18 protein-coding genes and 1 other RNA gene are annotated in these 23,094 nt (G+C 72.6%); 3 read left to right on the top strand and 16 right to left on the bottom strand.

The annotated features are described in order from the left end of the window. Window positions 1–83: 83 nt before the first annotated feature. The 6 genes from ACFYQQ_RS08385 to ACFYQQ_RS08410 all read right to left on the bottom strand — a co-directional run bounded on the left by ACFYQQ_RS08385 (window position 84) and on the right by ACFYQQ_RS08410 (window position 7,283). On the bottom strand, window positions 84–365 hold the full coding sequence (locus tag ACFYQQ_RS08385; RefSeq protein WP_007382399.1) for an HU family DNA-binding protein: 282 nt from the start codon (window positions 363–365) through the stop codon (window positions 84–86). A gap of 381 nt (window positions 366–746) precedes the next feature. Further along, a complete protein-coding gene (locus ACFYQQ_RS08390; protein WP_356172853.1) occupies window positions 747–2,192 on the bottom strand; it encodes an NAD-dependent malic enzyme in 1,446 nt (481 codons plus the stop codon). A gap of 454 nt (window positions 2,193–2,646) precedes the next feature. Next, complete coding sequence (locus ACFYQQ_RS08395; RefSeq protein ID WP_356172855.1) at window positions 2,647–5,076, bottom strand: UvrD-helicase domain-containing protein; 2,430 nt, start codon at window positions 5,074–5,076, stop codon at window positions 2,647–2,649. Window positions 5,077–5,182: 106 nt separating this feature from the next. Continuing rightward, window positions 5,183–5,950: an anti-sigma factor family protein gene (locus tag ACFYQQ_RS08400; protein WP_388903933.1), complete on the bottom strand. Its 768-nt coding sequence runs from the start codon at window positions 5,948–5,950 to the stop codon at window positions 5,183–5,185. A 38-nt stretch (window positions 5,951–5,988) separates the two neighbouring features. Next, a complete protein-coding gene (locus ACFYQQ_RS08405) occupies window positions 5,989–6,564 on the bottom strand; it encodes a sigma-70 family RNA polymerase sigma factor (protein ID WP_121402637.1) in 576 nt (191 codons plus the stop codon). Between the two features lie 131 nt (window positions 6,565–6,695). Then, window positions 6,696–7,283 (bottom strand): CGNR zinc finger domain-containing protein, encoded by a 588-nt coding sequence (locus tag ACFYQQ_RS08410; RefSeq protein WP_355782149.1) that lies wholly within the window; start codon window positions 7,281–7,283, stop codon window positions 6,696–6,698. 169 nt (window positions 7,284–7,452) lie between these two features. Here ACFYQQ_RS08410 and ACFYQQ_RS08415 point away from each other — a divergent pair, with 169 nt between their 5' ends. Further along, entirely contained in the window at window positions 7,453–8,019 is a 567-nt protein-coding gene (locus ACFYQQ_RS08415; RefSeq protein WP_355782146.1) for an anthrone oxygenase family protein, read from the top strand. Here ACFYQQ_RS08415 and ACFYQQ_RS08420 read toward each other — a convergent pair. The 6 genes from ACFYQQ_RS08420 to ACFYQQ_RS08445 all read right to left on the bottom strand — a co-directional run bounded on the left by ACFYQQ_RS08420 (window position 7,968) and on the right by ACFYQQ_RS08445 (window position 16,702). Continuing rightward, a complete protein-coding gene (locus ACFYQQ_RS08420; protein WP_355782143.1) occupies window positions 7,968–9,119 on the bottom strand; it encodes a uroporphyrinogen-III synthase in 1,152 nt (383 codons plus the stop codon). The genes ACFYQQ_RS08415 and ACFYQQ_RS08420 overlap by 52 nt on opposite strands. A 113-nt stretch (window positions 9,120–9,232) precedes the next feature. Then, a complete protein-coding gene (locus tag ACFYQQ_RS08425; RefSeq protein ID WP_355782140.1) occupies window positions 9,233–10,615 on the bottom strand; it encodes a nitrate/nitrite transporter in 1,383 nt (460 codons plus the stop codon). 243 nt (window positions 10,616–10,858) lie between these two features. Next, window positions 10,859–12,157, bottom strand: coding sequence for an acyltransferase (locus tag ACFYQQ_RS08430; RefSeq protein WP_355782137.1), 1,299 nt, complete (start codon window positions 12,155–12,157; stop codon window positions 10,859–10,861). Next, window positions 12,154–14,406, bottom strand: a complete 2,253-nt coding sequence (locus tag ACFYQQ_RS08435; protein ID WP_356172862.1) for a glycosyltransferase — start codon at window positions 14,404–14,406, stop codon at window positions 12,154–12,156. The genes ACFYQQ_RS08430 and ACFYQQ_RS08435 overlap by 4 nt, the downstream gene beginning before the upstream one ends. Then, on the bottom strand, window positions 14,406–15,401 hold the full coding sequence (locus ACFYQQ_RS08440) for a hypothetical protein (RefSeq protein ID WP_356172864.1): 996 nt from the start codon (window positions 15,399–15,401) through the stop codon (window positions 14,406–14,408). The genes ACFYQQ_RS08435 and ACFYQQ_RS08440 overlap by 1 nt, the downstream gene beginning before the upstream one ends. Before the next feature lie 317 nt (window positions 15,402–15,718). Continuing rightward, the gene (locus ACFYQQ_RS08445) at window positions 15,719–16,702 is read right to left on the bottom strand and encodes a LysR family transcriptional regulator (RefSeq protein WP_355795715.1); all 984 of its coding nucleotides are present in this window, start codon (window positions 16,700–16,702) and stop codon (window positions 15,719–15,721) included. A gap of 84 nt (window positions 16,703–16,786) precedes the next feature. Here ACFYQQ_RS08445 and ACFYQQ_RS08450 point away from each other — a divergent pair, with 84 nt between their 5' ends. Both ACFYQQ_RS08450 and ACFYQQ_RS08455 read left to right on the top strand, forming a co-directional pair. After that, complete coding sequence (locus ACFYQQ_RS08450) at window positions 16,787–18,154, top strand: MFS transporter (RefSeq protein WP_356172870.1); 1,368 nt, start codon at window positions 16,787–16,789, stop codon at window positions 18,152–18,154. 188 nt (window positions 18,155–18,342) lie between these two features. Next, the gene (locus tag ACFYQQ_RS08455) at window positions 18,343–19,353 is read left to right on the top strand and encodes a LacI family DNA-binding transcriptional regulator (RefSeq protein ID WP_355793879.1); all 1,011 of its coding nucleotides are present in this window, start codon (window positions 18,343–18,345) and stop codon (window positions 19,351–19,353) included. A 98-nt stretch (window positions 19,354–19,451) separates the two neighbouring features. On the opposite strand, the gene ACFYQQ_RS08460 is transcribed toward ACFYQQ_RS08455, so the two are convergent. The 4 genes from ACFYQQ_RS08460 to smpB all read right to left on the bottom strand — a co-directional run bounded on the left by ACFYQQ_RS08460 (window position 19,452) and on the right by smpB (window position 23,039). Next, entirely contained in the window at window positions 19,452–20,432 is a 981-nt protein-coding gene (locus ACFYQQ_RS08460; protein WP_388903939.1) for a PHB depolymerase family esterase, read from the bottom strand. Window positions 20,433–20,601: 169 nt separating this feature from the next. Further along, window positions 20,602–21,753, bottom strand: coding sequence for a hypothetical protein (locus tag ACFYQQ_RS08465; RefSeq protein WP_356172878.1), 1,152 nt, complete (start codon window positions 21,751–21,753; stop codon window positions 20,602–20,604). 227 nt (window positions 21,754–21,980) lie between these two features. Continuing rightward, window positions 21,981–22,369: a transfer-messenger RNA gene (ssrA, locus tag ACFYQQ_RS08470) on the bottom strand. Between the two features lie 133 nt (window positions 22,370–22,502). Further along, entirely contained in the window at window positions 22,503–23,039 is a 537-nt protein-coding gene (smpB, locus tag ACFYQQ_RS08475) for an SsrA-binding protein SmpB (protein ID WP_355784365.1), read from the bottom strand. Window positions 23,040–23,094: the final 55 nt, after the last annotated feature.

Below are 23,094 nucleotides of genomic sequence, written 5' to 3' on the forward strand. Positions count from 1 at the left end.
CGATGGGGCGGCGCCCGGAAGTCCGGGCGCCGCCCCATTCGCGTACTGCTCGTTGCCGCGCCGTCCCGTGGCGCAGGCGGTTACTACTTACCCTTGGCGGCTTCCTTGAGCTTGCTGCCCGCGGAGACCTTCACGCTGTACCCGGCGGGGATCTGGATCGGGTCGCCGGTCTGCGGGTTGCGCGCGGTGCGAGCGGCACGGTGGGTGCGCTCGAAGGTCAGGAAGCCGGGGATGGTGACCTTCTCGTCGCCCTTGGCGACGATCTCGCCGACGGTCTCGGCGAACGCGGCCAGAACGGCGTCGGCGTCCTTGCGGGTCACCTCGGCGCGGTCGGCCAGCGCGGCCACCAGCTCACTGCGGTTCATGTTGTTACTCCCGTGTTCTTCTTGCCGTTGAGGCGTGCCACGCGGCAGAGCCGCATGTTTGATGCGGCGTAGCCGATGCTGCCAGGGTCCTCGGTCGGTCCCCGGACCCGGGTCCGTCGCCAGACCCTCGCGCCCGAAGACGCATCCTGCCCCCACCTGCGGCGGGAAAGCCAATCCGGTACCCCTGGGAGTCACACGAACACCCTTGGGAGTCACACGAAGAGCGCCACTGCCTCGGAGTGGTGACGCTCCGTCTGCTCCCGGCAGCGGACCGCAGGACCTGGGGACCTGAGCCTGGCCGCCACCCTAAAGGCGGCCGGAGGCCGTGCGTTCCGCGACGCGCCGGGCCTCAAGCGGTCGTGGTACCCGTCACAGCCGGTCTCACACCGATGTGTTGGCGGACGTGCTGTCCGTCACGGTCACCCCGGCCGCCTTCGCGGCGTTGCGCACCGCACCGGCGACGGCGCCCGCGACCTTGTCGTTGAAGACGCTCGGGATGATGTAGTTCGGGTTCAGCTCGTCCTCGGTCACCACGTCCGCGAGGGCGGTCGCGGCGGCCAGCATCATCTCCGTGTTGACCGTACGCGACTGGGCGTCCAGCAGGCCGCGGAAGACGCCCGGGAACACCAGGACGTTGTTGATCTGGTTGGGGAAGTCGGAGCGGCCGGTGGCCACAACTGCGGCCGTCAGGCGGGCGATTGCCGGGTCGACCTCGGGGTCGGGGTTCGCGAGCGCGAACACGATGGCGCCGTCCGCCATGGCGGCCACGTCGTCGCCGTCGATCACGTTCGGGGCGGAGACGCCGATGAAGACGTCGGCGCCGCGCACGGCCTCCTTGAGGGTGCCCGTGAGGCCCTCGGGGTTGGTGTTGTCGGCGATCCAGCGCAGCGGCGAGTCGGCGGCGGCGTCGACGAGGTCCGTCCGGTCCGCGTGCACGACTCCGTGGATGTCGGCCACGACGGCGTTCTTGACGCCCGCGGCGAGCAGCAGCTTGAGGATGGCGGTACCGGCGGCGCCTGCGCCGGACATGACCACGCGGATGTCGCCGATCGCCTTGCCGGCCACCCGCAGGGCGTTCGTCAGGGCGGCGAGGACGACGATCGCCGTGCCGTGCTGGTCGTCGTGGAAGACGGGGATGTCGAGGGCCTCGCGCAGCCGCGCCTCGATCTCGAAGCAGCGGGGAGCGGAGATGTCCTCCAGGTTGATGCCCGCGAAGCCGGGGGCGATGGCCTTGACGATCTCGACGATCGCGTCGGTGTCCTGGGTGTCCAGGCACAGCGGCCAGGCGTCGATGCCGGCGAAGCGCTTGAAGAGGGCGGCCTTGCCCTCCATGACCGGCAGGGCGGCCTTGGGGCCGATGTTGCCGAGGCCGAGCACGGCCGAGCCGTCCGTCACGACCGCAACGGAGTTGCGCTTGATGGTGAGGCGGCGGGCGTCCTCGGGGTTCTCGGCGATCGCCATGCACACGCGGGCCACGCCCGGCGTGTAGATCATCGAGAGGTCGTCGCGGTTGCGGATGGGGTGCTTGGACTGCATCTCGATCTTGCCGCCGAGGTGCATGAGGAACGTACGGTCGGAGACCTTGCCCAGGGTGACGCCCTCGATGGCGCGCAGCTGCTCGACGATCTCGTCGGCGTGGGACGTGGAGGTGGCCGCGATGGTGACGTCGATGCGGAGTTTCTCGTGACCGGACGCCGTGACGTCGAGGCCGGTCACCGAGCCTCCGTGGGACTCGACGGCTCCGGTGAGCTGGGAGACCGCCGTTCCGCTGGCGGGCACCTCCAGCCGGACCGTCATCGAGTAGGAGACGCTGGGCGCCGTTGCCATGGCCGACTTCCTCTGCTTTCACCGTGTTCGCTGCGTACGCCGCGGGAACGGGGTCGTTCCGGCGGCGTCGTCCGATCGTCGCACCTACCGCGGAGTACGTGGTAGCCACCCCGGGTTGCGAACGTTTTGTTCGCAACGACCGAGCACTTTCGGAAAACTACTTCCACCATACGAGAAGTGATGGACGGGAGGGAAGAGCCCGCCGGGACGCACGGTGCCCGGGAACGACGAAAAGGCCCACGTCACGGGGTGACGTGGGCCTTTCGCGAAGTCAATGACACCGACCCGCCATGCTCGCCTCGCGGCAAGTGGTCGCTCGTAGCGACGAAGGTTGGGCCCGGGGGCTTGGATCGGGCCGGTGCCACGTCCAAGGTAACAAACGATCCCCGCAAGGCAATTCCCGTCCCGAAAGTTCATTTCCGGGTCGCCCTGTCGGCGGGCCACGGAAACCCCCTCAGTCCCTCAGCAGATCGGGCACCCCCTGGGCGTCCGGCTCGTCCCGGTCCGCCGAGACGATCGTCAGCTGCTGGGTCGCGCGGGTCAGGGCGACGTACAGCACGCGCAGGCCGGCGGGCGACTCGTCGGCGATCTCCGCGGGCGACACGACGATCGTGGCGTCGTACTCCAGCCCCTTGGCCTCCAGGCTGCCCAGCGCCACCACGCGGTCCCCGAGGCCGGCGAGCCAGCGGACGGCCTCCTCGCGCCGGTTCATGGCCACCACGACGCCCACCGTGCCGTCCACGCGCTCCAGCAGCCGCTCGGCCTCCGCCCGGACGCTCTGGGCGAGCGAGTCCCGCACGACGGCGAAGCGCGGCTCGACGCCCGTGGACCGTACGGCCGAGGGGGACTGCGAGCCGGGCATGGCGAGGGCGAGGACCTTGGCGGCCAGCTCGGCGATCTCGGCCGGGTTGCGGTAGTTCACCGTCAGGGTGAAACGGCGCCGTGGACGGGACCCCAGGGCCTCGTCACGGGCCTGCGCGGCCTCCTCGGGGTCGGACCACGAGGACTGGGCCGGGTCGCCGACGACCGTCCACGTGGCGTGCCGGCCCCGGCGCCCGACCATGCGCCACTGCATGGGCGTGAGGTCCTGCGCCTCGTCGACGATGACGTGCGCGTACTCCACCCGCTCCTGGGCGAGCCGCTCGGCCCGCTCGCGCTGCGACTCCTCGCGCACCGGCATCAGCTCCTCCAGGCCGGTGAGCTGGTCCAGCGGGTCGAGGTCGCGCCGCTTCCGGGGCCGGGCGGGCGTCCCGAGGATCGCCTGGAGCTCGTCCAGCATGGCGACGTCGTGCACCGAGAGCCCCTCCCGCCGCAGCGAGCGGGCCACCTTGCGGACCTCGCCGGGGTTCAGGATCCGCCGCGCCCACCGGCCGAGCCGCTTCTCGTCGGCCATGGCGGACAGCACGCCCCGCGGGGTCAGCTCGGGCCACCAGGCGTCCAGGAACTCGATGAAGCCGTCCTCGGAGGTGACGTCCTCGTCGAAGGACGACCGCAGCTCGGCGGCCAGCTCGGGGTCCGTGTGCCGCGTACCGGCGCCCGAGCGGGACCACAGGGCGTCCAGCAGCAGCTTGCGGGCACGCGGGCGCAGCAGGTTGACCGGCGCGGTCCCGCTGAACGCGCTCTGCCGGATCCGGTCCAGCTCGTCGGCCTCCAGCTCGATCCGCCGGCCGAAGGCGACCACCCGCAGCCGGCCGGGCGTGCCGGCGGGTGCCCCGGCCTGCTCGGCGTCCTCGCCGAGGGCGAGCTGCTCGCCGCCCGCGGGACGGCCGGAGCCGCCCCGGGAGGACGGGCCGCGCCCGGCGCCCCACGGTGTCTCCAGGGCCCCGCGGGCGGCCTTCCGCAGCACCTTGAGCATGCGGTACGAGCCCTTGGCGCGGGCCACCGCCGGGGAGTCGTACTGGGTGGCCTCCGCGCCGTCCACCAGGGAGCCGATGGCGCGGATGGCGACCTGGCCCTCCTCGCCGAGCGAGGGCAGCACGCCCTCGGTGTACGCGACGAGCAGCGGGGTCGGGGAGACGATCAGGATGCCGCCGGCGTATCTGCGGCGGTCCTGGTAGAGGAGGTAGGCGGCGCGGTGCAGGGCCACCGCCGTCTTACCCGTGCCGGGGCCGCCCTCGACGTAGGTCACCGAGGCGGCGGGCGCCCGGATCACCAGGTCCTGCTCGGCCTGGATGGACGCCACGATGTCGCGCATGGTGTGGCTGCGGGCCTGGCCGAGGGCGGCCATGAGGGCGCCGTCGCCGATCACGGCGAGTTTCTCGCCGTCCAGGGTCGCCGTCAGCTCCGGCCGCATCAGGTCGTCCTCGACCCCGAGGACGCGGCGGCCCTTGGAGCGGATGACCCGGCGGCGGACCACCCGGCCCGGCTCGACGGGCGTCGACCGGTAGAAGGGCGCCGCCGCGGGGGCGCGCCAGTCGATGACGAGCGGCGCGTAGTCGGCGTCCAGGACGCCGATACGGCCGATGTGGAGCGTCTCCGCGATCTCCGCGGTGTTGTCCTCGCGGACGGCGCCCTCGGCCGGGTCGACCGCGGTGTACGCGCCGTCCGGGCCCTTCTTGCCGTCCTTCCCGAGGAGCAGGTCGATCCGGCCGAAGAGGAAGTCCTCGAACTCGTTGTTGAGGCGGTTGAGGTGAATTCCCGCGCGGAACACCTGGGCGTCGCGCTCCGCGAGCGCCCCCGGCGTACCGACCTGACCGCGCTTGGCGGCGTCGTTCATCAGGAACTCGGCCTCGTGGATCTTCTCCTCAAGGCGCTGGTACACCCGGTCCAGGTGTTCCTGTTCGACGCCGATCTCCCGGTCGCGTACGGAATCTCCGGCCGAGTCGAGCGCGGCGGAACCCTCGACCGGACCGAGCGCGGCCTGCTGTTGAACCTGAGCGGCCACCGGGCCCCCTTCTGACGTGCTGGGCAGCCGTCAACCGTACGCGAAGGGGGGCCCGCCAGGCTACGTGTGCGCTCCGGGACCGCTCACGCGTCCCGCGGAGGCACGCTCACGCGTCCACCTCCACGAGCCGCTTCCCGTCGAAGGTCATGACCTCGAAGTGGTCGATCTCGTTCGGGGTGAAGGCGGCGCCGCCGTGGACGTAGAGCGGCTGCTTGGCCTGCTCCGTCTTGGCGTTCTCGATGCCGTAGCCCCATTTCGGGACCGCCCAGGAGGTCACGGTCTCACGCTCGCCGTTCTTGCCGACGGCGATGAGGGAGCACTTGAGCGGGCCCTTGACGTTCTTCAGCTCCAGGACCGCGTGCGTGCCCCAGGGCTTCGGCTCCGTCGCGACCACGGCGTTGACCTTGGTGCCCGGGTCCGTGGCGTGGACCTTGTCGGACATCACGTCGAAGGCGGCCTTGGCGGGGCTTGTGGGATGCGGCATCCCGGCCTCGTCGGTCGTGCCGCCGCCGCTGACCGCCATCACCGTCAGCGGGCCGCCGATGATCAGCGCGGCCGCGGCCGCCACCAGGTACATGCCGCGCCGGCGCTTGCGGGCGCGCCGCTCGGCGACCTCGTCGACCAGCCGTTCCGCGAGCCGCGGAGCGGGGCGGGCCGACAGGGACTCGCCGATGGCCGGGGTGCCCTGGGAGCCGGGGAGGTCCGCGAGGGCCGCCAGCATCGGTTCCATCCCGGCGAGCTCGTCGAGCTGCTGGGCGCACCATTCGCAGGTGGCGAGGTGCGCCTCGAAGGCGGTCGCCTCGGCGTCGTCGAGGATGCCGAGGGCGTAGGCGCCGACGGTCTCGTGCTCATTAGGGCCCTGTGATCCCTGCATGGATCCAGGACTACCCGTTCCGAATCCCCCGTAAATGCTCATGCCGTCACCCCCCGCTCCTCCAGTGCCAGCTTCATCGACCTCAGTGCGTAGAAAACTCTCGAGCGCACGGTGCCACTGGGGATTCCGAGCGTCTCGGCCGCCTCATTGACCGTACGCCCCTTGAAGTACGTCTCGACCAGAACCTCCCGGTGGGCAGGGGTCAGGTCGTCCAGCGCGTCAGACAGTGTCATCAGCCACAACGCCTTGTCGATCTCGTCCTCCGCGGGGATGACCTCCAGCGGCGACGGGTCGACCTCCTGCGGCCGGGCCTGCCGGCTGCGGTGGCCGTCGATGACGATGCGCCGGGCGACCGTCACCAGCCAGGGGCGTACCGAACCGGTGGCCCGATTGAGCTGACCGGCGTTCTTCCAGGCACGGATGAGCGTCTCCTGCACGACGTCCTCGGCCCGCTGCCGGTCACCCGCGACCAGCCGGAGCACGTAGGCGAGCAGGGGTCCGGCGTGCTCGCGGTACAGCGCCCGCATCAGCTCCTCGTCAGGTTCCGAGGGCTGGGACGCTCGATGTCGTGCCCTTGGCGGGCGTTCATCAGCCACGGCGGAATCCTTGCGCACGCCTACCTCCGGTGTCCCCGATTCGACCGGGGTCCCCCAGTCGGTCGCTCACCACCGGGTACGGACCCGGATGCGCCCGTGTTCAAAGTGGTCGCACAAATTTCTTGAGCGGGGTGTGACAGGAGGGTAGTTCACGCCCGGGCGAGTGCCGCACGCCGCCTGTGTCTGGCCACCCGCTCGCGGTTCCCGCACACCTCGCTGGAGCACCAGCGGCGCCGGCGCCCGCGCGAGGTGTCCAGGTACACGATCGGGCAGTTGTCCCCCTCGCAACGCCGCAGGCAGGCCCGGGCGACGGGGTCGGTGAGCAGCTCAAGGGCGTCGCGTGCCACCGCCGCGAGCAGCGGGGCACGGAGCAGCGGCCCGTGCAGGCGCCGCAGCAGCGACCCGTCCTCGGTGCGCACGGCGCGGGGCGCGGGCGGCGCGTGCAGGGCGAGCGCGTTGACGCGGGCCAGATCCGCGTCGGCGGGCCGTCCGTCCAGCTCACCGCTCACCAACCGCTCGATGTGGCCGCGCAGTTCGTGGCAGGCGACGAGCCAGGCCTCGTCCACCGCGCCCAGCGGGGTCCCCTCGGGCACCAGGCCGGAGCCGGCGATCCAGGCCCGCAACCGCTCGGCGGAGCCGAGCCGTTCCTCGGGATGGGTGGTCGCCACCAGGTCCAGGCAGATCCGCCCGGAGTCGAACCGCATGTCGTACGAGGCCGTGGCCGTGCCCGATGCCATGCGCCTGTCACCGCCTTGGGTTACCGCTCCGCGAGGGGTCCGTGCGGGGTCCGTACTCCTACAGTGCCTTTCCCCGGCCGTCGCGGGAACCCCCGCGCTGGACGTCCGCTTATGCGACCGCGCGCCTCGGCCATGTCCCCATGGCGATCACGCCGGTTGACTGGACGGCATGACACAGAACAGCAGGGGGCGGCGTACGGCCGCCGGAGGTGTGCTGGGCGCGGCCGCGGTCGCGACGGGCCTGGTCGCCGGGGTCTTCTACGTGTTCGCGTGCGCCGTGATGCCGGCGCTGGCCCGTAGCGAGGACCGCGTGTACGTCGAGGTCGTGCAGAACGTCAACGAGGTGATCCAGAACCCGGTGTTCCTCCTGAGCTTCCTGGGGGCGCTGCTGCTCACGGCGGTCTCCGCCTGGCAGTCGCGCGGCGAGCCGGGGCTCCGGGGCTGGGTGGGGGCGGCGCTGCTCGCCTACGCGCTCGCCTTCCTCGTCACCGTCGCCGTGAACATCCCGCTCAACGACGCCCTCGCGGACGCCGGAGACCCGGCGAAGATCGCCGATCCGGCCGCCGTGCGCGAGGAGTTCGAGGACCCGTGGGTGGCGTGGAACGTCGTACGGGCCCTGCTGTCCACCGTCGCGCTGGGCTGCCTCGCCCGGGCCCTCGTCGGGTACGGGAGGATCAACCGGGCTCAGGAATCGGCGTACTTGGCGTCGGCGGCCGGGTCGAGCGCCAGCCGGTAGCCGCGCTTGACCACGGTCTGGATCAGCTTGGGCGCGCCGAGGGCGGTCCGCAGCCGCGCCATCGCCGTCTCCACGGCGTGCTCGTCGCGGCCCGCCCCGGGCAGCGCCCGCAGCAGGTCGGACCGGGAGACCACCCAGCCCGGCCGCCTGGCCAGGGCCCGCAGCAGCGACATCCCGGCGGGCGGCACCGGCCGCAGCCGCTCGTCGACCAGCACCGCGTGCCCGCGGATCTCCACCCGGTGGCCCGCGATCGGCAGCGTCCGGGCGCGGCCGGGCAGTTCCTGGCACAGCAGCTGGACGAGGGGGCCGAGCCGGAAGCGCTCGGGCTGGACGGTGTCGATGCCGTGGGCCTGCAAGGGCAGCGCGGTGACGGGGCCCACGCAGGCGGGCAGCACGTCGTGGTGGAGCGCGGCGAGCAGTTCGGGCAGCAGGCCCCGGTCCTCGGCGCGGGAGAGCAGGGAGGCCGCGGCGGGGGCGCTGGTGAAGGTGAGCGCGTCCACACCGCGGGTGACGGCCGCGTCGAGCAGCCGGTCGACGGGGCCGATGTCCTCCGGCGGCATCCACCGGTAGACCGGTACGCCCACGACCTCGGCGCCCGCCTCCCGCAGCGACTCGACGAATCCGGGCAGCGGTTCGCCGTGCAGCTGGATGGCGACGCGGCGGCCCTCGACCCCCTCGTCCAGCAGCCGGTCCAGCACCTCCGCCATGGACTCGGAGGACGGCGACCACGCCTCGGTCAGGCCCTGGGCCCGGATCGCGCCCTTGACCTTGGGGCCGCGGGCGAGCAGTTCGACCCCGCGCAGCCGTGCCAGCAGGTCCTCGCCGAGGCCCCAGCCGTCGGCGGCCTCGACCCAGCCCCGGAAGCCGATGGCGGTGGTGGCGATGACGACGTCCGGGGCCTGGTCGATCAGTTCCTTGGTGGCGGCGAGCAGTTCGCTGTCGTCGGCGAGCGGCACGATGCGCAGGGCGGGGGCGTGCACCACGAGGGCGCCGCGCCGCTGGAGCAGGGCTCCGAGTTCGTCGGCCCGACGCGCGGCCGTCACGCCCACGGTGAACCCCGCGAGGGGGCCGTGGTCTGGTCGCTGCTGTTCGTCGTACATGGCTTTCGTCCCGGCTCTCGTCGTGCGCTCGAGTCGTCGTGCGGTCGCGGCTGGCCCGAGCCTGTCAACGCCCCGTGACAGGCTCGGTTCAGCCGCGTGTCGCGCGTGTAACGTCACACTTCGGCGTAGCTGAGCTGCGGGTTCGTCTCCGAGGCCGCCGTCGTGGAGCTCGCGGAGGCCGCCGGACGACGAAGGTATACGGCCCAGGTGACCGCGAAGCACACCCCGTAGAAGGCCAGGAAGGAGACGAAGGCTCCGGTGCCGGAGCCGTAGGAGAGGAACGACTGCCGGAAGGCGAGGTTGATGGCGACGCCGCCGAGCGCGCCCACCGCGCCGATGAGCCCCATGGAGGCCCCGGACAGCCGGCGCCCGTACACGGCGGCCGCCTCTCCGGTCAGCCCCTTGGCGAGGGCCTTGTTCTGGAAGATGCCGGGGATCATCTTGTAGGTCGACCCGTTGCCGAGGCCGCTGAGCACGAACAGCGCGATGAAGGCGACGGTGAACAGCGGCAGCGACTTCCGCATCGAGGCCGCGATGATCACCGAGGTGGCCGCGGCCATGGCGACGAAGTTCCACAGGGTGATCCTGGAGCCGCCGTACCGGTCGGCGAGCCAGCCGCCGACGGGCCGGATCAGCGAGCCGAGCAGCGGTCCGATGAAGGTGACGTAGGCGGCCTCCAGCGGGGTGCGCCCGAACTGGTTCTGCAGCACCTGGCCGAAGGCGAAGCTGTATCCGATGAACGACCCGAACGTCCCGATGTAGAGGAACGCCATGATCCAGGTGTGTCCGTCCCGCGCGGCGTCCTTGGCGGCGCCGGTGTCGTTCTTCACGGACGAGATGTTGTCCATGTAGACGGCGGCGAGCACGGCGGCGACGACGATGAGCGGGATGTAGATGCCGAGCAGCACCCGCGGTCCGCCGCTCGCGCCGATGATCGCGAGGGCGACGAGCTGGATCACCGGCACGCCGATGTTGCCGCCGCCCGCGTTGAGTCCGAGCGCCCAGCCCTTCTTGCGCAGCGGGAAGAACGCGTTGATGTTGGTCATGCTGGAGGCGAAGTTGCCGCCGCCGATGCCGGCGAGCAGGCCGACCAGCAGGAAGGTGGAGAAGGAGGTCCCCGGCTCCATCACGGTGAACGCGGCCACCGAGGGGATGAGCAGCAGGCTCGCCGAGACGATCGTCCAGTTCCGCCCGCCGAAGACGGCCACCGCGAAGGTGTACGGCACGCGCACGACGGCGCCGACCAGCGTCACCATCGAGGTGAGCATGAACTTGTCGGCCGGGGTCAGGCCGTACTCCGGTCCCATGAACAGCACGAGCACGGACCACAGGGTCCAGATCGAGAACCCGATGTGCTCGGACAGCACGGAGAAGAACAGGTTCCGCCGGGCGACCTTCTCACCCGTCTCTTTCCAGAAGGTCTCGTCCTCGGGGTCCCACTCGTCGATCCAGCGGCCTCCCCTGCTCTGTGCGGGGGCTGTGTTCGGGGCTGTCATGACGCCTCCACGGTTCTCCGGTGCTCAGGTGTCGTACGGGTGACGACTCCTGAAGGTAGGGAGAGCGCGTTTCCGCCCTGTGGCTGTGGGTGACCGGAAGGGAACGTTGCTCTCACGTGCGGCCGGGGGCGGCGGTGAGGCTCCGGACGGCGGCCCGTCATCGTCGGCGGCGGGCGTACGACACGGCCCGGGCCCGCCGCGTACGGTGTGCCCGGGCCTGCCGGTGTGCGGGTCTCCGGTGGTTCAGCCCCGGTGGGTGCCCGCCCGCTTCGGCCGGGAACCGTCCGGCCACAGCCGGGGCGAGCGCTTGGCCGCGAGGTCCTCCATCCATCCGAAGCAGACGACGCAGCCGCCGACGAGCAGCCAGGTGGCGGCCAGCACCGGCCAGGGGCTCTCCAGCAGCCAGGCGTAGTGGCGCCACATCACGTCGATGCCCCACAGCCGGTCCCAGAGCGTGGCTGCGACCAGGATGCACACGTTGTGCCAGAGGTAGATCGTCACCGCGCGGGAGTTGAAGAGCGTGATCAGCCGGTCCCAGCGGCGCAGCAGCCGGGGCCACTCGGACCACGAGGGGCTGAAGTGCAGGAGCAGCAGCACCGTCGCGAACGACCAGAGGGCCTGGCCGACCGGGATGTCGTCGAGGTCGTGCCCCTCGGTGAGGTTGTGTCTCATCGCGTACCAGAGGCCGAGGCAGGCGACCGCGGGCGCCACGGACGGGACCACGTAGCGCGGGATGCGCGCGAGGATCCCCTCCTGGTGGGCCATGCCGAGGATCCAGCAGGCGCCGAAGGTGCTGAAGTCCGTGAGCGTCGAGGGGACGCGCTCGCCTGGGAGGGTGATCCAGCCCAGGTCGAGCGCCAGGGCCAGGGCGATCGGCGACAGGATCGTCGCCCACGGGAGCGCGCGCAGCGCCTTCAGCAGGAAGGGCGACAGCAGCACGAACCAGATGTACGCCCGCAGGTACCACAGGGGTCCGGCGAACTCCGTGGCCCAGTCCTCGCCGACGAAGCCGTGCCAGCCGGGGAGGCCCTCGGCGTAGGGCGGGTCGCTCAGCGGGAGGATCCAGAAGCCCAGGTGGAGCCACCACCAGCCGGGGTGGCCCTCGGCGTCCGGGCCCCACCCCTGGAGGACCATGCCGGAGACGCCGACGACGCCGAGCAGCCACATCGGGGGCAGCAGCCTGCGCAGCCGACCCTTGACGACCTGGAGTGCCGGGCGTTTGAGCGAGCGGGCCATGAGGCTGCCGGCGAGGGCGAACATCACGCCCATGGAGGGGAACACCAGCGGGAGCCAGGCCCACCCCATGAGGTGGTAGAAGACGACCCGGAACAGCGCGACGGCGCGCAGCAGGTCGAAGTAGCGGTCCCTGCCGGAGCTCGGAGCCGCCGCGGACGCGCCGCCGGGAGGTGCGGCCGTTTCCGGGCCGGTGGCCTGCCGCGGGACGGTGGCCGTCGGGTACGGCGCCTCCGGTGCCGCCGCCCGGCCGGGGCCGGTGTCCGCGTCCGCGTCCGGCCGGGCGGCGCCCTGTGACGAGGTGCTCATGCGACCGGCCCCCCGTCCATCGCGGGCTGCCGTTCCTCGGGCAGCGCGTCGGGCAGGCGTACGTCTCCGGTGCGCCGGAGTTTCTGCCAGCGCAGCCGGCCGCCGGTGAGGGCGGTGATCCAGGACTGCAGCAGCACCACGTACATGAGCTGGCGGTAGAGGATCTGCTGGAGGGGCAGTGAGACGAGGGGGCTCATGTTCTCCCGGTCGAGTGCGAAGGCGTAGGCGGCGCAGACGCCCTGCACGGCCGCCACGGCCAGCCAGGCGAGGACGGTCTTCTCGGTCGGCCCGAACACCACTCCGTACAGGAGGAAGACGTCGATCAGGGGGGCCAGGAGGGGGGCGACGACCATGAACAGCGACACCAGCGGCAGGCCGACGCGTCCGAACCGGCCCGAGGGGCCCCGCTCGACGATCGCCCGGCGGTGCTTCCAGATCGCCTGCATGGTGCCGTAGGACCAGCGGTAGCGCTGGGACCACAGCTGCTGCACGGAGGCCGGGGCCTCGGTCCAGGCGCGCGCGTTCTCCGCGTACACCACCCGCCAGCCGTCCCGGTGCAGGGCCATCGTGATGTCGGTGTCCTCGGCGAGCGTGTCGTCGCTCATGCCGCCGACGCGCTCCAGGGCGGAGCGGCGGAACGCGCCGACCGCGCCCGGGATGGTCGGCATGCAGCGCAGGATGTCGTACATGCGGCGGTCGAGGTTGAAGCCCATCACGTACTCGATGTGCTGCCACGCGCCGATCAGCGAATCGCGGTTGCCGACCTTGGCGTTGCCCGCGACGGCGCCGACCCTCGGGTCCGCGAAGGGCTGCACCAGCTCGCGGACGGTGGCCGGTTCGAAGACCGTGTCGCCGTCCATCATCACGACGAGGTCGTGACGGGCGTTGGCCAGGCCGCGGTTGAGGGCGGCGGGCTTGCCCGCGTTCAGCTGGCGCACGACGCGGACGTCGGGCAGCCGCAGTCCCTCGACGATCCGGGCGGTGCCGTCGCTGGAGCCGTCGTCGACGACGACCACCTCGATGGGGTGCTCGCTCGCCATCAGGGAACGGACGGTGCTCTCGATGCACTTGGCCTCGTTGTACGCGGGGACCAGCACCGACACCGGTTCGGTGACCGGGGCCGGGCCCCAGCGGAAGTCGCGGCGGCGGACCCGGCGGGTGTGCAGGCCGGACAGCAGCAGCATCAGGCCGAAGCGGGCGAAGACGAGGACACCGATCACGGCGAGGCCCGCGACCAGCACGCCGGTGGTCCGCTCGGACGCCTGGACCGCGAGGACCCAGGCCTCGCCCTTCCACCGGTCGGGGCCGCTCACGCGGGTGTGCGCGCTGGGCGCGGCGAGGGCCTCGGTGAGGTTCGTGAACCGGTAGCCCCGCTCCCGGAGTTCGGGCAGCAGGGTGCCGAGCGCCTGGACGGTCTGGTGGCGGTCCCCGCCCGAGTCGTGCATCAGCACGATGGCGCCCTCGCCGTCCCGCGGGGTGGAGCGGCGGACGATCTCGGCGGCGCCGGGCTTGCGCCAGTCCTCGCTGTCGCGGTCGTTGACGACCGTGATGTAGCCGCGGGTGCCGATGTAACGCGTGACCGGCCAGGAGCGGTTGTCCATCGCGTCGGCGGCGGAGGAGTACGGGGGCCGGAACAGGGAGGTGCGGATGCCCGCGGCGCCGGCGAGCGCGAGCTGGTTCTGGGACAGCTCCCAGTCGATGCGCTTCTTCGACTGGTAGGAGAGATCGGGGTGGTTGAAGGTGTGCAGGCCGATCTCGTGGCCTTCCCGCACCATCCGGCGGACGAGTTCGGGGTGGCGCGAGGCCATGGTGCCGGTGACGAAGAAGACGGCGTGCGCGCGGTGCTTGGCGAGGACGTCGAGGACCTTTGGCGTCCACGTGGGGTCCGGTCCGTCGTCGAAGGTGAGGACGAGGCGGTGGTCCGGGACGTCCAGGGTGGCGGTGCGGCCGCCGCGGGTGTCGATGACCGGGCCGCCCGCGAGGATCTTCTCGGGGACGCTGTCGCTGGGCGCGGCGGACCGGACGCGGTGGTCGGCGAGGATCTCGCTGTGCACGAAGCCGCGCAGCATCAGCATCGCCATCAGGGCGACGAGCAGGAGCGAGGGCAGCAGGTAGCGCATGGGCAGGCGGCGGCGGGCGCGTGCCGCGGGCGCCCGCCGGGCGGCCCGCCCGGTGCGCGGGGTGCGCGGGGTGGGGACGCGGCGGCCGGTACGCGGTGCCCGGCCGCCGCGCTGGGTGCGGGGTGCCATCAGAGGACGTTCTCCCCGCGCGGGGTGCCGGCGGCGGCCACGGTGGTGGTGCCGGAGTGCCTGCTCCCGGTGGTGTCGGACACGGTGGTGGTGCCGGGTCCCTCGTCGGCCGGGGGCTGCGAGGACGAGCCGCTGGGCGGGCCGCCGACCGAGGTGCTCGGGGCCGGCGGGCCGGACACGGTCGCCGACGGTTCGGGGCCGGGGTCCTTGCTGGTGGAGCTCGGCTTCGGGCGGGCGGTGCCGGCCGTGGGCCGCGGGTTCGCGGTCGCGCCGGGGGCGGTGGCGCTGCCCGAGGGACGGGCCGCCGGACCGCCGCCGGGGGACGCCGACGCGGTGCCACCGGCCGAGGGACCGGCGTCCGGGGCGGTGCTGCCCGCGCCCGGCGGGTCCGCGTCGTCGATGGGCCGCGGCGGGGTGTCGACCCGGCCGGCCGGAGGGTCGTCCTGCCGTGCGGGCACCGGCAGCCAGGGCGCGTTGGAGTTGCCCGACAGGAGGGTGACGCCGATGACGACGGCGTACACCGCGCAGGCCAGGCCGACGAGGACGCCGAGACGGCGGAAGGTGCGGCCGCGGCGGCCCGACTCGTCGACGAAGACCGGGCCGTCCGAGCCCTCCGCACCGCCCGGGGCGGTCCGGGCGCGCCGGCCCGGCCAGGCGCCCACCTCCCGTCCGGCGCCGTCGAGTTGGACCGTCACCTCGTGCGGGTCGTGGGTGTGGGTCGGCTCGCCGGTCCGCTCCCAGGGGGGCGGTGCGGCCGGGTCGTCCGCCTGCCCGGCGGCCGGATCGCCCGTTTCGCCGGCGGGTCCGGCGGTCGTGTCGGCCGCGGACGGAGCGGCCGGGGCCGGGTCGTCGGCCGTCGCGGCGGACCCGCGCCCGCCGGGCTCCGGTTCGGCCGTCGGCTCGGCGAAGAGGTCGCTCGGCGGGAGGGCCGTCGGGACGGCCGCCCGCTCGGTGGTCGGCCACGAGGAGGTCTTGGCGGCTTCCGGCCAGGTCACCTGCTCGGGGATGGACACCGGCGCCGGCACGGGTGCCGGGGACCGGGTGTGGCTTCGGGTCGAAGGAGTGGCTTGACCGACACCGTCCGAGTCTGCAATTTGCTGATCGGGTTGGGCGTCTTTTCGCCAGTTCTTTACGCGCACGTACATCCCCCAGGGACAGGTTCGAGGCGCACGCGACGACCCCGGGCACTACGCACTTTGTCGGTACTTGTCGGCCGGACCAGGCCCCCACCCGGTCCGAGCGCCCCCTTTTGTCACACTGCGCCCGGGCCACGAATGTAGCGCACACGGGTGACACCCGTTGCGCTAAGTCATCAGAGACTCATCATGACGAGTGCATCGGTGGCCGGAATCCATCCGTCGGCCGGGCGCTCCAACCACTGTTTCTCGCCAGCCAGTTCGAGGGCCGCCCGGCGCAGCGCGTCGAGCCCCGAGTGCACCAGGCCCTTTCGCCACACGAGCGACACGGGCGACAGCGGGACCGGGTCGACGAGCGGACGCAGCACCGTCTCCGGCATGGCCGGAAAATCCACCACGGCGAGGACCGGGGTCCGGGTCTTCGCCATGACGCGCCGGAACTCCTCGGCCCCGACGGCCACGGGTGCGGGCGACGCCAGTTCGATCCCGCGCCCCTCGAAGAGCCGCAGGGCGAGGTCGGTCCACTCCAGCGTGCCGGGGTTCCCGGCCCCCGCGTAGACGGTCTCCCCGGCGAGCGCGTCCAGCGGCACCGCGTCCAGGGCGGCGAGCCGGTGGTCCTCGGGCAGGAGGACGGCCATCGGCTCGTACCGCACGGGCTGGTGCTCCAGGCGGGACCGGACCGCGGGATCGAGGCCGCCGAACCTGCCGAAGGACGCGTCCAGGCGGCCGGCGAGCATCGCCTGGGCGGCGCCGGTCAGTCCGCTCTCGAAACGGGCCATCAGCTCACTGTCCGGGGCGAGTTCGCGTGCCCGGTCCAGGACCCGGCCGGAGATCAGCCCCGGGGAGTTGACGTCGACGAGCAGGGGCGTCTCCGCGGACGGGTGCCGCCTTCCCGAGCCCGCCCGGCCGAAGGCGGCCAGCAGCGCGTCCTGCGCCTCGGTCACCCGGCGCGCGTACGGGAGCAGCCGGACGCCGTCGGAGGTCAGCGCCACCTGCCGGGTGGTCCGCGTGAACAGCTCGGCCCCCAACTCGCGCTCCAGGCGGCGGATGTCGCGGCTGAGCGCCTGCTGGGCGACGTAGAGACGGGCGGCGGCACGGGTGAAGTGCAGTTCCTCGGCGACGGCGAGGAAGGCGCGCAGCAGGCGCGGGTCGGCGGACATCCGGCGAACTTACAACCGAGGTGCGTCAATCGCCATCGAGTTCGGTGTTGGACCGTCGGCGGCCGGGCGGGCGACGGTGGAGCCATGCCGCAGCAGCCGTCCGGGGAACCGCCCTCGACCTTCGCCACCGTCACCGGGGACACCCTGGTCGTCGCCGATCTCAGCCCCCGCCGCAGGCGCCCCGCCGGGCCGCCGCGCGAGGACGGCCCCGGGCGCGGAACCTCCCGCGGCGCCGGCCGCGGACCCTCCGTCCGCGCCCCCTACCGCCGTCTGTTCGCCGTGCCGGGCGCCCGCGCCTTCACCCTGGGGAACCTGCTGGCCCGCCTGCCCATGGGCATGTTCAGCGTCAGCGCGGTCATCATGATCGCCGGGTCGCGCGGCTCGTACGCGCTCGCCGGTGCCGTCACCGCCACCGGACTGGCCGCGACCGCCGTCGTCGCGCCGTGGACGGCCCGGCTCGTCGACCGCCACGGGCAGGCCCGGGTCGCCGTGCCCGCGACGGTGACCGCCGCGCTCGGCTCGCTCGCGCTGCTGCTCTGCGTCCACTACGACGCCCCGGCCTGGACGCTCTTCGCCGCGTACGCCGCCACGGCCACGACGCCCAACACCGGCGGCCTGTCACGCGCCCGCTGGGCCCACCTCCTCGCCGGCGACGCCGAGGCGCTGCACACCGCGAACTCCTTCGAACAGGCCGTGGACGAGCTGTGCTTCATGCTCGGCCCGGTGCTCGCCGCCTTCCTGTGCGGGGCGCTCTTCCCGGAGGCCGGCACACTGACCGGCGCCGTCCTGCTGGTCACCGGGGTGCTGGTCTTCGCCGCCCAGCGCGCCACGGAACCGCCGGTGCGGCGCGGCCGGGGGCCGGCCGGCGGCTCGCCGCTCCGCGCGCCGGGCATGGCCCCGCTGCTCCTCGCCTTCCTCGCGGTCGGCGCCGTCTTCGGGGCGATGGAGATCGTCACCATCGCGTTCGCGGACGCGCGCGGCCACCGCCCTGCCGCCGGGGCGATCCTCGCCCTCCAGGCGGCCGGGTCCTGTGCGGCGGGCCTGCTGTACGGGGCGCTCCGGCCGGGCGGGCCGGCCGCGCGCCGGTTCCCCTGGTGCGTGGCCGCCATGACCGCGCTGATGACGCTGCCGCTGCTCGCGGCGTCCCTGACCGGGTCCCTCGCCGTTCTCGCCGGCGCTCTGCTCGTGGCCGGGATGGCGACCGCGCCGACGATGATCACCGGCATGACCGTCGTCCAGGAACGCACCCCCGAGGGGAGGCTGAACGAAGGCATGACGCTCGCCGTGACGGGGCTCCTCGGAGGTATCGCCTGCGGTTCGGCGGCGGGCGGCTGGATGGTGGAACGGGCGTCGGCCGCGGCCGGTTTCGCGGTGCCGGTGGCGGCGGGAGCGCTCGCGCTGGCGGTCTCGGCGACGGGAGCGGTACGGGCCCGACGCGGCCGGGGGAAGTGAACTCCCCCGCGCCGTCCGGCCCTTGGGACGAGCGGCTTGATTCACGCGCACCCCATTGACGTGCCCACGCACCCCACATACCTTCGCCCGTCGAAGCGCTTCGACGCGATCGTGCGGGGCGTGGACGCGGGCGTGGGCCGGGCCGGCCTCCCGTCCCGGAGCCGAAGCGGGAGCGGGGAGGCGGACCGATGGTCAGGATCACCGATGTGGCCCGGCACGCGGGGGTGTCCGCGAGCACCGTCTCGTACGCCCTGAGCGGCAAGCGCCCCATCTCCGCGGAGACCCGGCAGCGCATCGAGGCGTCCATCCGCCTGCTCGGCTACCGCCCGCACGCCGGTGCCCGGGCGCTCGCCGGCAGCAGGTCCAAGGTGCTGGCCCTCGTGGTGCCGCTGCGCACGGGGGTAGACGTGCCGGTCGTGACGCGGTTCGCGGTGTCGGTGGTGACCGCCGCGCGCCGGTACGACCACGACGTCCTGCTCCTCACGCAGGAGGAGGGCCACGAGGGGCTGCGGCGGGTCGCGGACACCGCCCTGGCGGACGCGCTGATCGTGATGGACGTCCAGCTCCGCGATCCGCGGCTGCCGCTGCTGCGGGCGCTGGACCGGCCCTCGGTGCTCATCGGGTTCCCGGCCGCGCCCGGCGGGCTCACCTGCGTCGATCTGGACTTCCGGGCGGCCGCGGACCTGTGCGTCGGGCACCTGGCGGGGCTCGGGCACCGGGTCGTCGCGCTCGTCGGGTCGCCGCCCGAGGTGTACGTGCGCGGGACGGCGTTCGCCCAGCACGTCGTGCGGGGCTTCACCGCCGCGGCCGACCGGCACGGGATGTCCTCCTCGGTGCACCCGTGCGAGGCCACGCCCGCCGCGGCGCGTGCGCTCGCGGAACGGCTGCTGCGGGAGCGGCCCGCCCTCACCGGGGTCGTGGTGCACAACGAGGCGGTGCTGGCGCCCCTCGTGGACGCCTTCGAGGCGCTCGGGGTGCGGGTGCCCGGCGATCTCTCGGTGACCGCGATCTGCCCGGACGAGTCGGCGGAGCGGGCCCGGGTGCCGGTCACCGCCGTGTCCCTGCCCTCGGCCGAGGTGGGCGCGGGCGCCGTGGACCTGGTGATGAGGAAGCTGCGCGGCACGCCCGTACCGGAGGCGACCGTGCTGGAACCCCGGCTGACGGAACGTTCCAGCACGGCTCCCGGGCCCGCACGCTGAGCCCGCGGGCCGGGTCCCTCACGGTCCGGCCCGGGCGCGCGGCGGACGGGGCCGGCGACCGGACGCGGGACGGGACCGCGCGGTGGACCGGTACCGGCTCAGCCGAGTCCCCAGGCGTGAGCGAGCGTGTGGGCGGCGCACAGGTTCACGTCGAGGACGTACGCCCCCGCCGTCCCGCACTGCGTGGCCCCGGTCCCCGGGTCGACGGGCTGTCCGTGTCCCATGCCGGTGATGCCGTACGTCTCCATGACCGTGCGGCCGGTGCCGTCGCGGAAGACCTGGTGCGGGTATCCGGCCACGGTGTCGGCGGCGTCCGCCGTCTGGTCGGCGCCGTGCACGTCGGTCCACTGCTTCATCAGGTCGGTCATGTTGACGGGCTTGACGGTGTAGTCGGCCGTCCCCTGGAACACGGTCAGCGTCGGCCAGGGCCCGGTGTGTCCGGGGTTCGCGGCCCGCACCCGGTCGCCCCACTGCTTCGCGGTCTGGGTGGCCCCCACGTACATGCACACGTACGGCGACCCGGCGGCCTGCGCGCACCCGTACGGCAGTCCCGCGACGACCCCGCCCGCGGCGAACTTCTCGGGGTACGCGGCCATCATCACGGTGGTCATCCCGCCGCCCGCGGACAGTCCGGTGACGTACACGCGCGAGGCGTCGCCGGAGACGTCGGCGAGCTGCCGGTCGACCATCTGCGCGATGGACGCGGCCTCGCCCTGGCCGCGCGCGATGTCACCGCTCTGGAACCAGTCGAAGCAGGAGTTGAGGTTGTTGGCGGACTGCTGCTGCGGCAGGACGACGGAGAAGCCCCAGCGGTCGGCCAGTTGGAGCCAGCCGCTGCCGGTGCCGTACCCGGCGGCGTTCTGCGTGCACCCGTGCATCGCGACGACGACGGGCCGCCCGGCGGGCAGCCCGTCGGGCACGTACCGGTACATCTTCAGCGCTCCGGGGTTGGTGCCGAATCCGGTCACCTCCTGCGGGGAGGCGGCCGAGGCCCGTCCCGGGGCCAGCAGGACGGAGAGGAGGGCGGCCAGCAGGGCCACCAGGACGACGGGGCGTGACGCGGCTCTGGTCGGTGTCATGGGGAGGGACCGTAGAAGGCTGAACAACTCCCCGATATGGCCGGGGACACCACAACGGCGCGCCCCGCTCTGGTGTGCCGACCCGTACCCGGCGGCCGACGGCGCCCGGCCGGTCCCCGTACGGGAGCGAACCCCCGTACGGGGACCGGTGACTTGGTGGTGAGGGGCCTCAGCCCTGCCGCAGCGGGGGCATCGGCAGCGGGATGCCGTAGGCGGTGGCGCCCGCGCCGACCCCGCCCTCGCAGGTGCCCGGCGGCTGGGTGCCCGTGCCCCGCGTGGAGGGACGCTCGGCGGCCCAGAACATGTGGCCGAGCATGCCGGAGCTGACCCCGGCCCCGTTCGGGGCGACGCTCTGCACGTAGGAACCCGTCGATTTCTGAAGCGAGTTGGCGAAGTCGACGCATTCGGGCAGGGATTTCGTCTGGTCGCTGATGTAGACGGCGCCGGTGAACTTGGCGGGGGCGAGCGGTGGCACCGGCGGTGAATAGGTGGGCTTTCCGTCCACGTGCTCCTGCCAGTTGGCGATCGCGGAACTCGTGGAGGGCTGGCGCGCGGGCACCATGGCGTTCGCGTAGTCGAGCACGGGCCGGTCCGTACGCAGCCAGTCGGCGGTCGCCTTGCGGTTGATGCCGATCAGCCAGCGGTCGCCGGCCGCGGTGTCGATGGTGAGCCGGGCGGCCGGATCGGCGCCCGAGGCGTCGTAGGGATGCACCGCGCGGTAGGCGTCGATGAAGGACTGCAGTCCGGCGAGGTCGGGGGCGGTGTTCTGCTCGTAGTCGATCTCGATGCCGACGCCGAGGTCGCTCGCGACCGCCGCCGCGTTCCGTCCCAGCCGCGCCGCGTCCTCGGCGAGGGCGGCGTCCCACTCGTCGGTGTAGGTGATCCCGCCGATGGAGAGCATCACGCGGATTCCGCGGGAGGTGAAGTACTGCACGATGTCCCGGGTCATGCCCCGGGGCACGCCGTCGACGGTCGTGGCGTCGTTCGCGCGGTGCAGCAGCCGCTGCGGCTCCACGAAGCTCAGCACCACGAGGTTGACGGAGGGGCGCCCGTCGCCCCGGTCGACGAGCCAGTGGTTCATGGAGTCGAAGGCGCTGACGCCGCGCACGGTGCCCCAGGTGCAGGCGTCGTCGCCGCAGTGCCAGGCGCCGTAGATCTGCGGCGGGGTGACGGTGGCGGCCGAGGCCACGGGGGCCTGCGGGACCAGCAGGGCGAGGAGCAGCCCGAGGACGGCGAGCACGCTGGTGCGCAGCCCGCCGATGCCGCACGACCGGCGGCCGCCGGTCGTGCGGAGGGAGGGTCGGGACGGTCTGTGGCGCATACGGACCTCCGGAGAGGGGGCGGCCTGCGGGACACGGGGGGCGGCGCGCCGAGCGTGTCAGGTCCAGACCAACTCGGCAAGAGTGCCCGCGGCGGGCCGTGTACGCCGGTGCCGGGCAGCACCCGCACCGGGGCCGTACGCGTCCGTCCCGAACGCGCACGCACAGGACGAAGGCCCCGCAGCCGGAGCTGCGGGGCCTTCGTCACTATGAATCACAAACATGGGATGAGTGGAGATGGCGGGAATCGAACCCGCGTCCAACGGTGCAGAATCAGGGCTTCTCCGAGCGCAGTTCGCTGCGATTTTCTCAGCCCCGGAGATCACGCGAACAAGTCTCCGACGGGCTCAGTCACTGTTTGATTTCCCATCGGACCCCGTGACCGGGCCCGATGGTTTAGTTCCCTAGATTATGCCAGGATCCGGGTCGGGAACACTCCCGGGCTGACACCCATTTAGGGTCCTTCAGTCACTGCTTATTAGGCAGCGAGGGCGAAGGACTGGGAATCGCGCTTGGTATTGGCGATTATTTTTTGCGACATATGGTTTACGAGATCATTGCCGCTTCCTCGGCTCGCTTCCCCTGCTTCGACAGCCGCTGTCGAAACCGATCATCCCCATGTTGATTTTTCAAAGCCGGACCTCGCGGTCCACGCACCCGCTGTGAGGTGCAGTGCCATCGTACGTGACCAACGCGCCGCGATGCCAGCGTATTCCCCGCGGCCCGCCCGCCACGGGGCGGCACGGCGGGGCTACTGGGCCCGCTCCCTGCGCTTGACGGCCGCGATCGCCCGGTCCGACTCGCGCCGGTCCTGCTTCTCGCGCAGCGTCTGACGCTTGTCGTACTCCTTCTTTCCGCGGGCCAGCGCGATCTCGGCCTTCGCGCGCCCGTCCTTGAAGTACAGGGCGAGGGGCACGATCGTGTGACCCGTCTCCTGGGACTTCGCCTCCAGCTTGTCGATCTCCTCGCGGTGCAGAAGCAGCTTGCGCTTGCGGCGCACCGTGTGGTTCGTCCAGGTGCCCTGGCTGTACTCCGGGATGTGGGCGTTGTGCAGCCACGCCTCGTTCCCGTCGATCTGGACGAAGCCGTCGGTGAGCGAGGCCCGGCCCTGGCGCAGCGACTTCACCTCGGTGCCGGTCAGCACGAGCCCGGCCTCGTAGGTGTCGATGATCGCGTAGTCGTGCCGCGCCTTCTTGTTCTGGGCGACGATCTTCTTCTTGCCGTCCTTGGTCCTGCCGGACGCGGCCTGGCTGCCCTGCTTCTGCTGGGACTCTTTCGGTACGTACATTCCCTTGGCCATAGTGCTGGCCATTTTCGCACTACAGGGGGGTCGAGGGGGAACC

The sequence above is a fragment of the Streptomyces sp. NPDC005496 genome, from assembly GCF_042872045.1.
GTDB lineage: Bacteria > Actinomycetota > Actinomycetes > Streptomycetales > Streptomycetaceae > Streptomyces.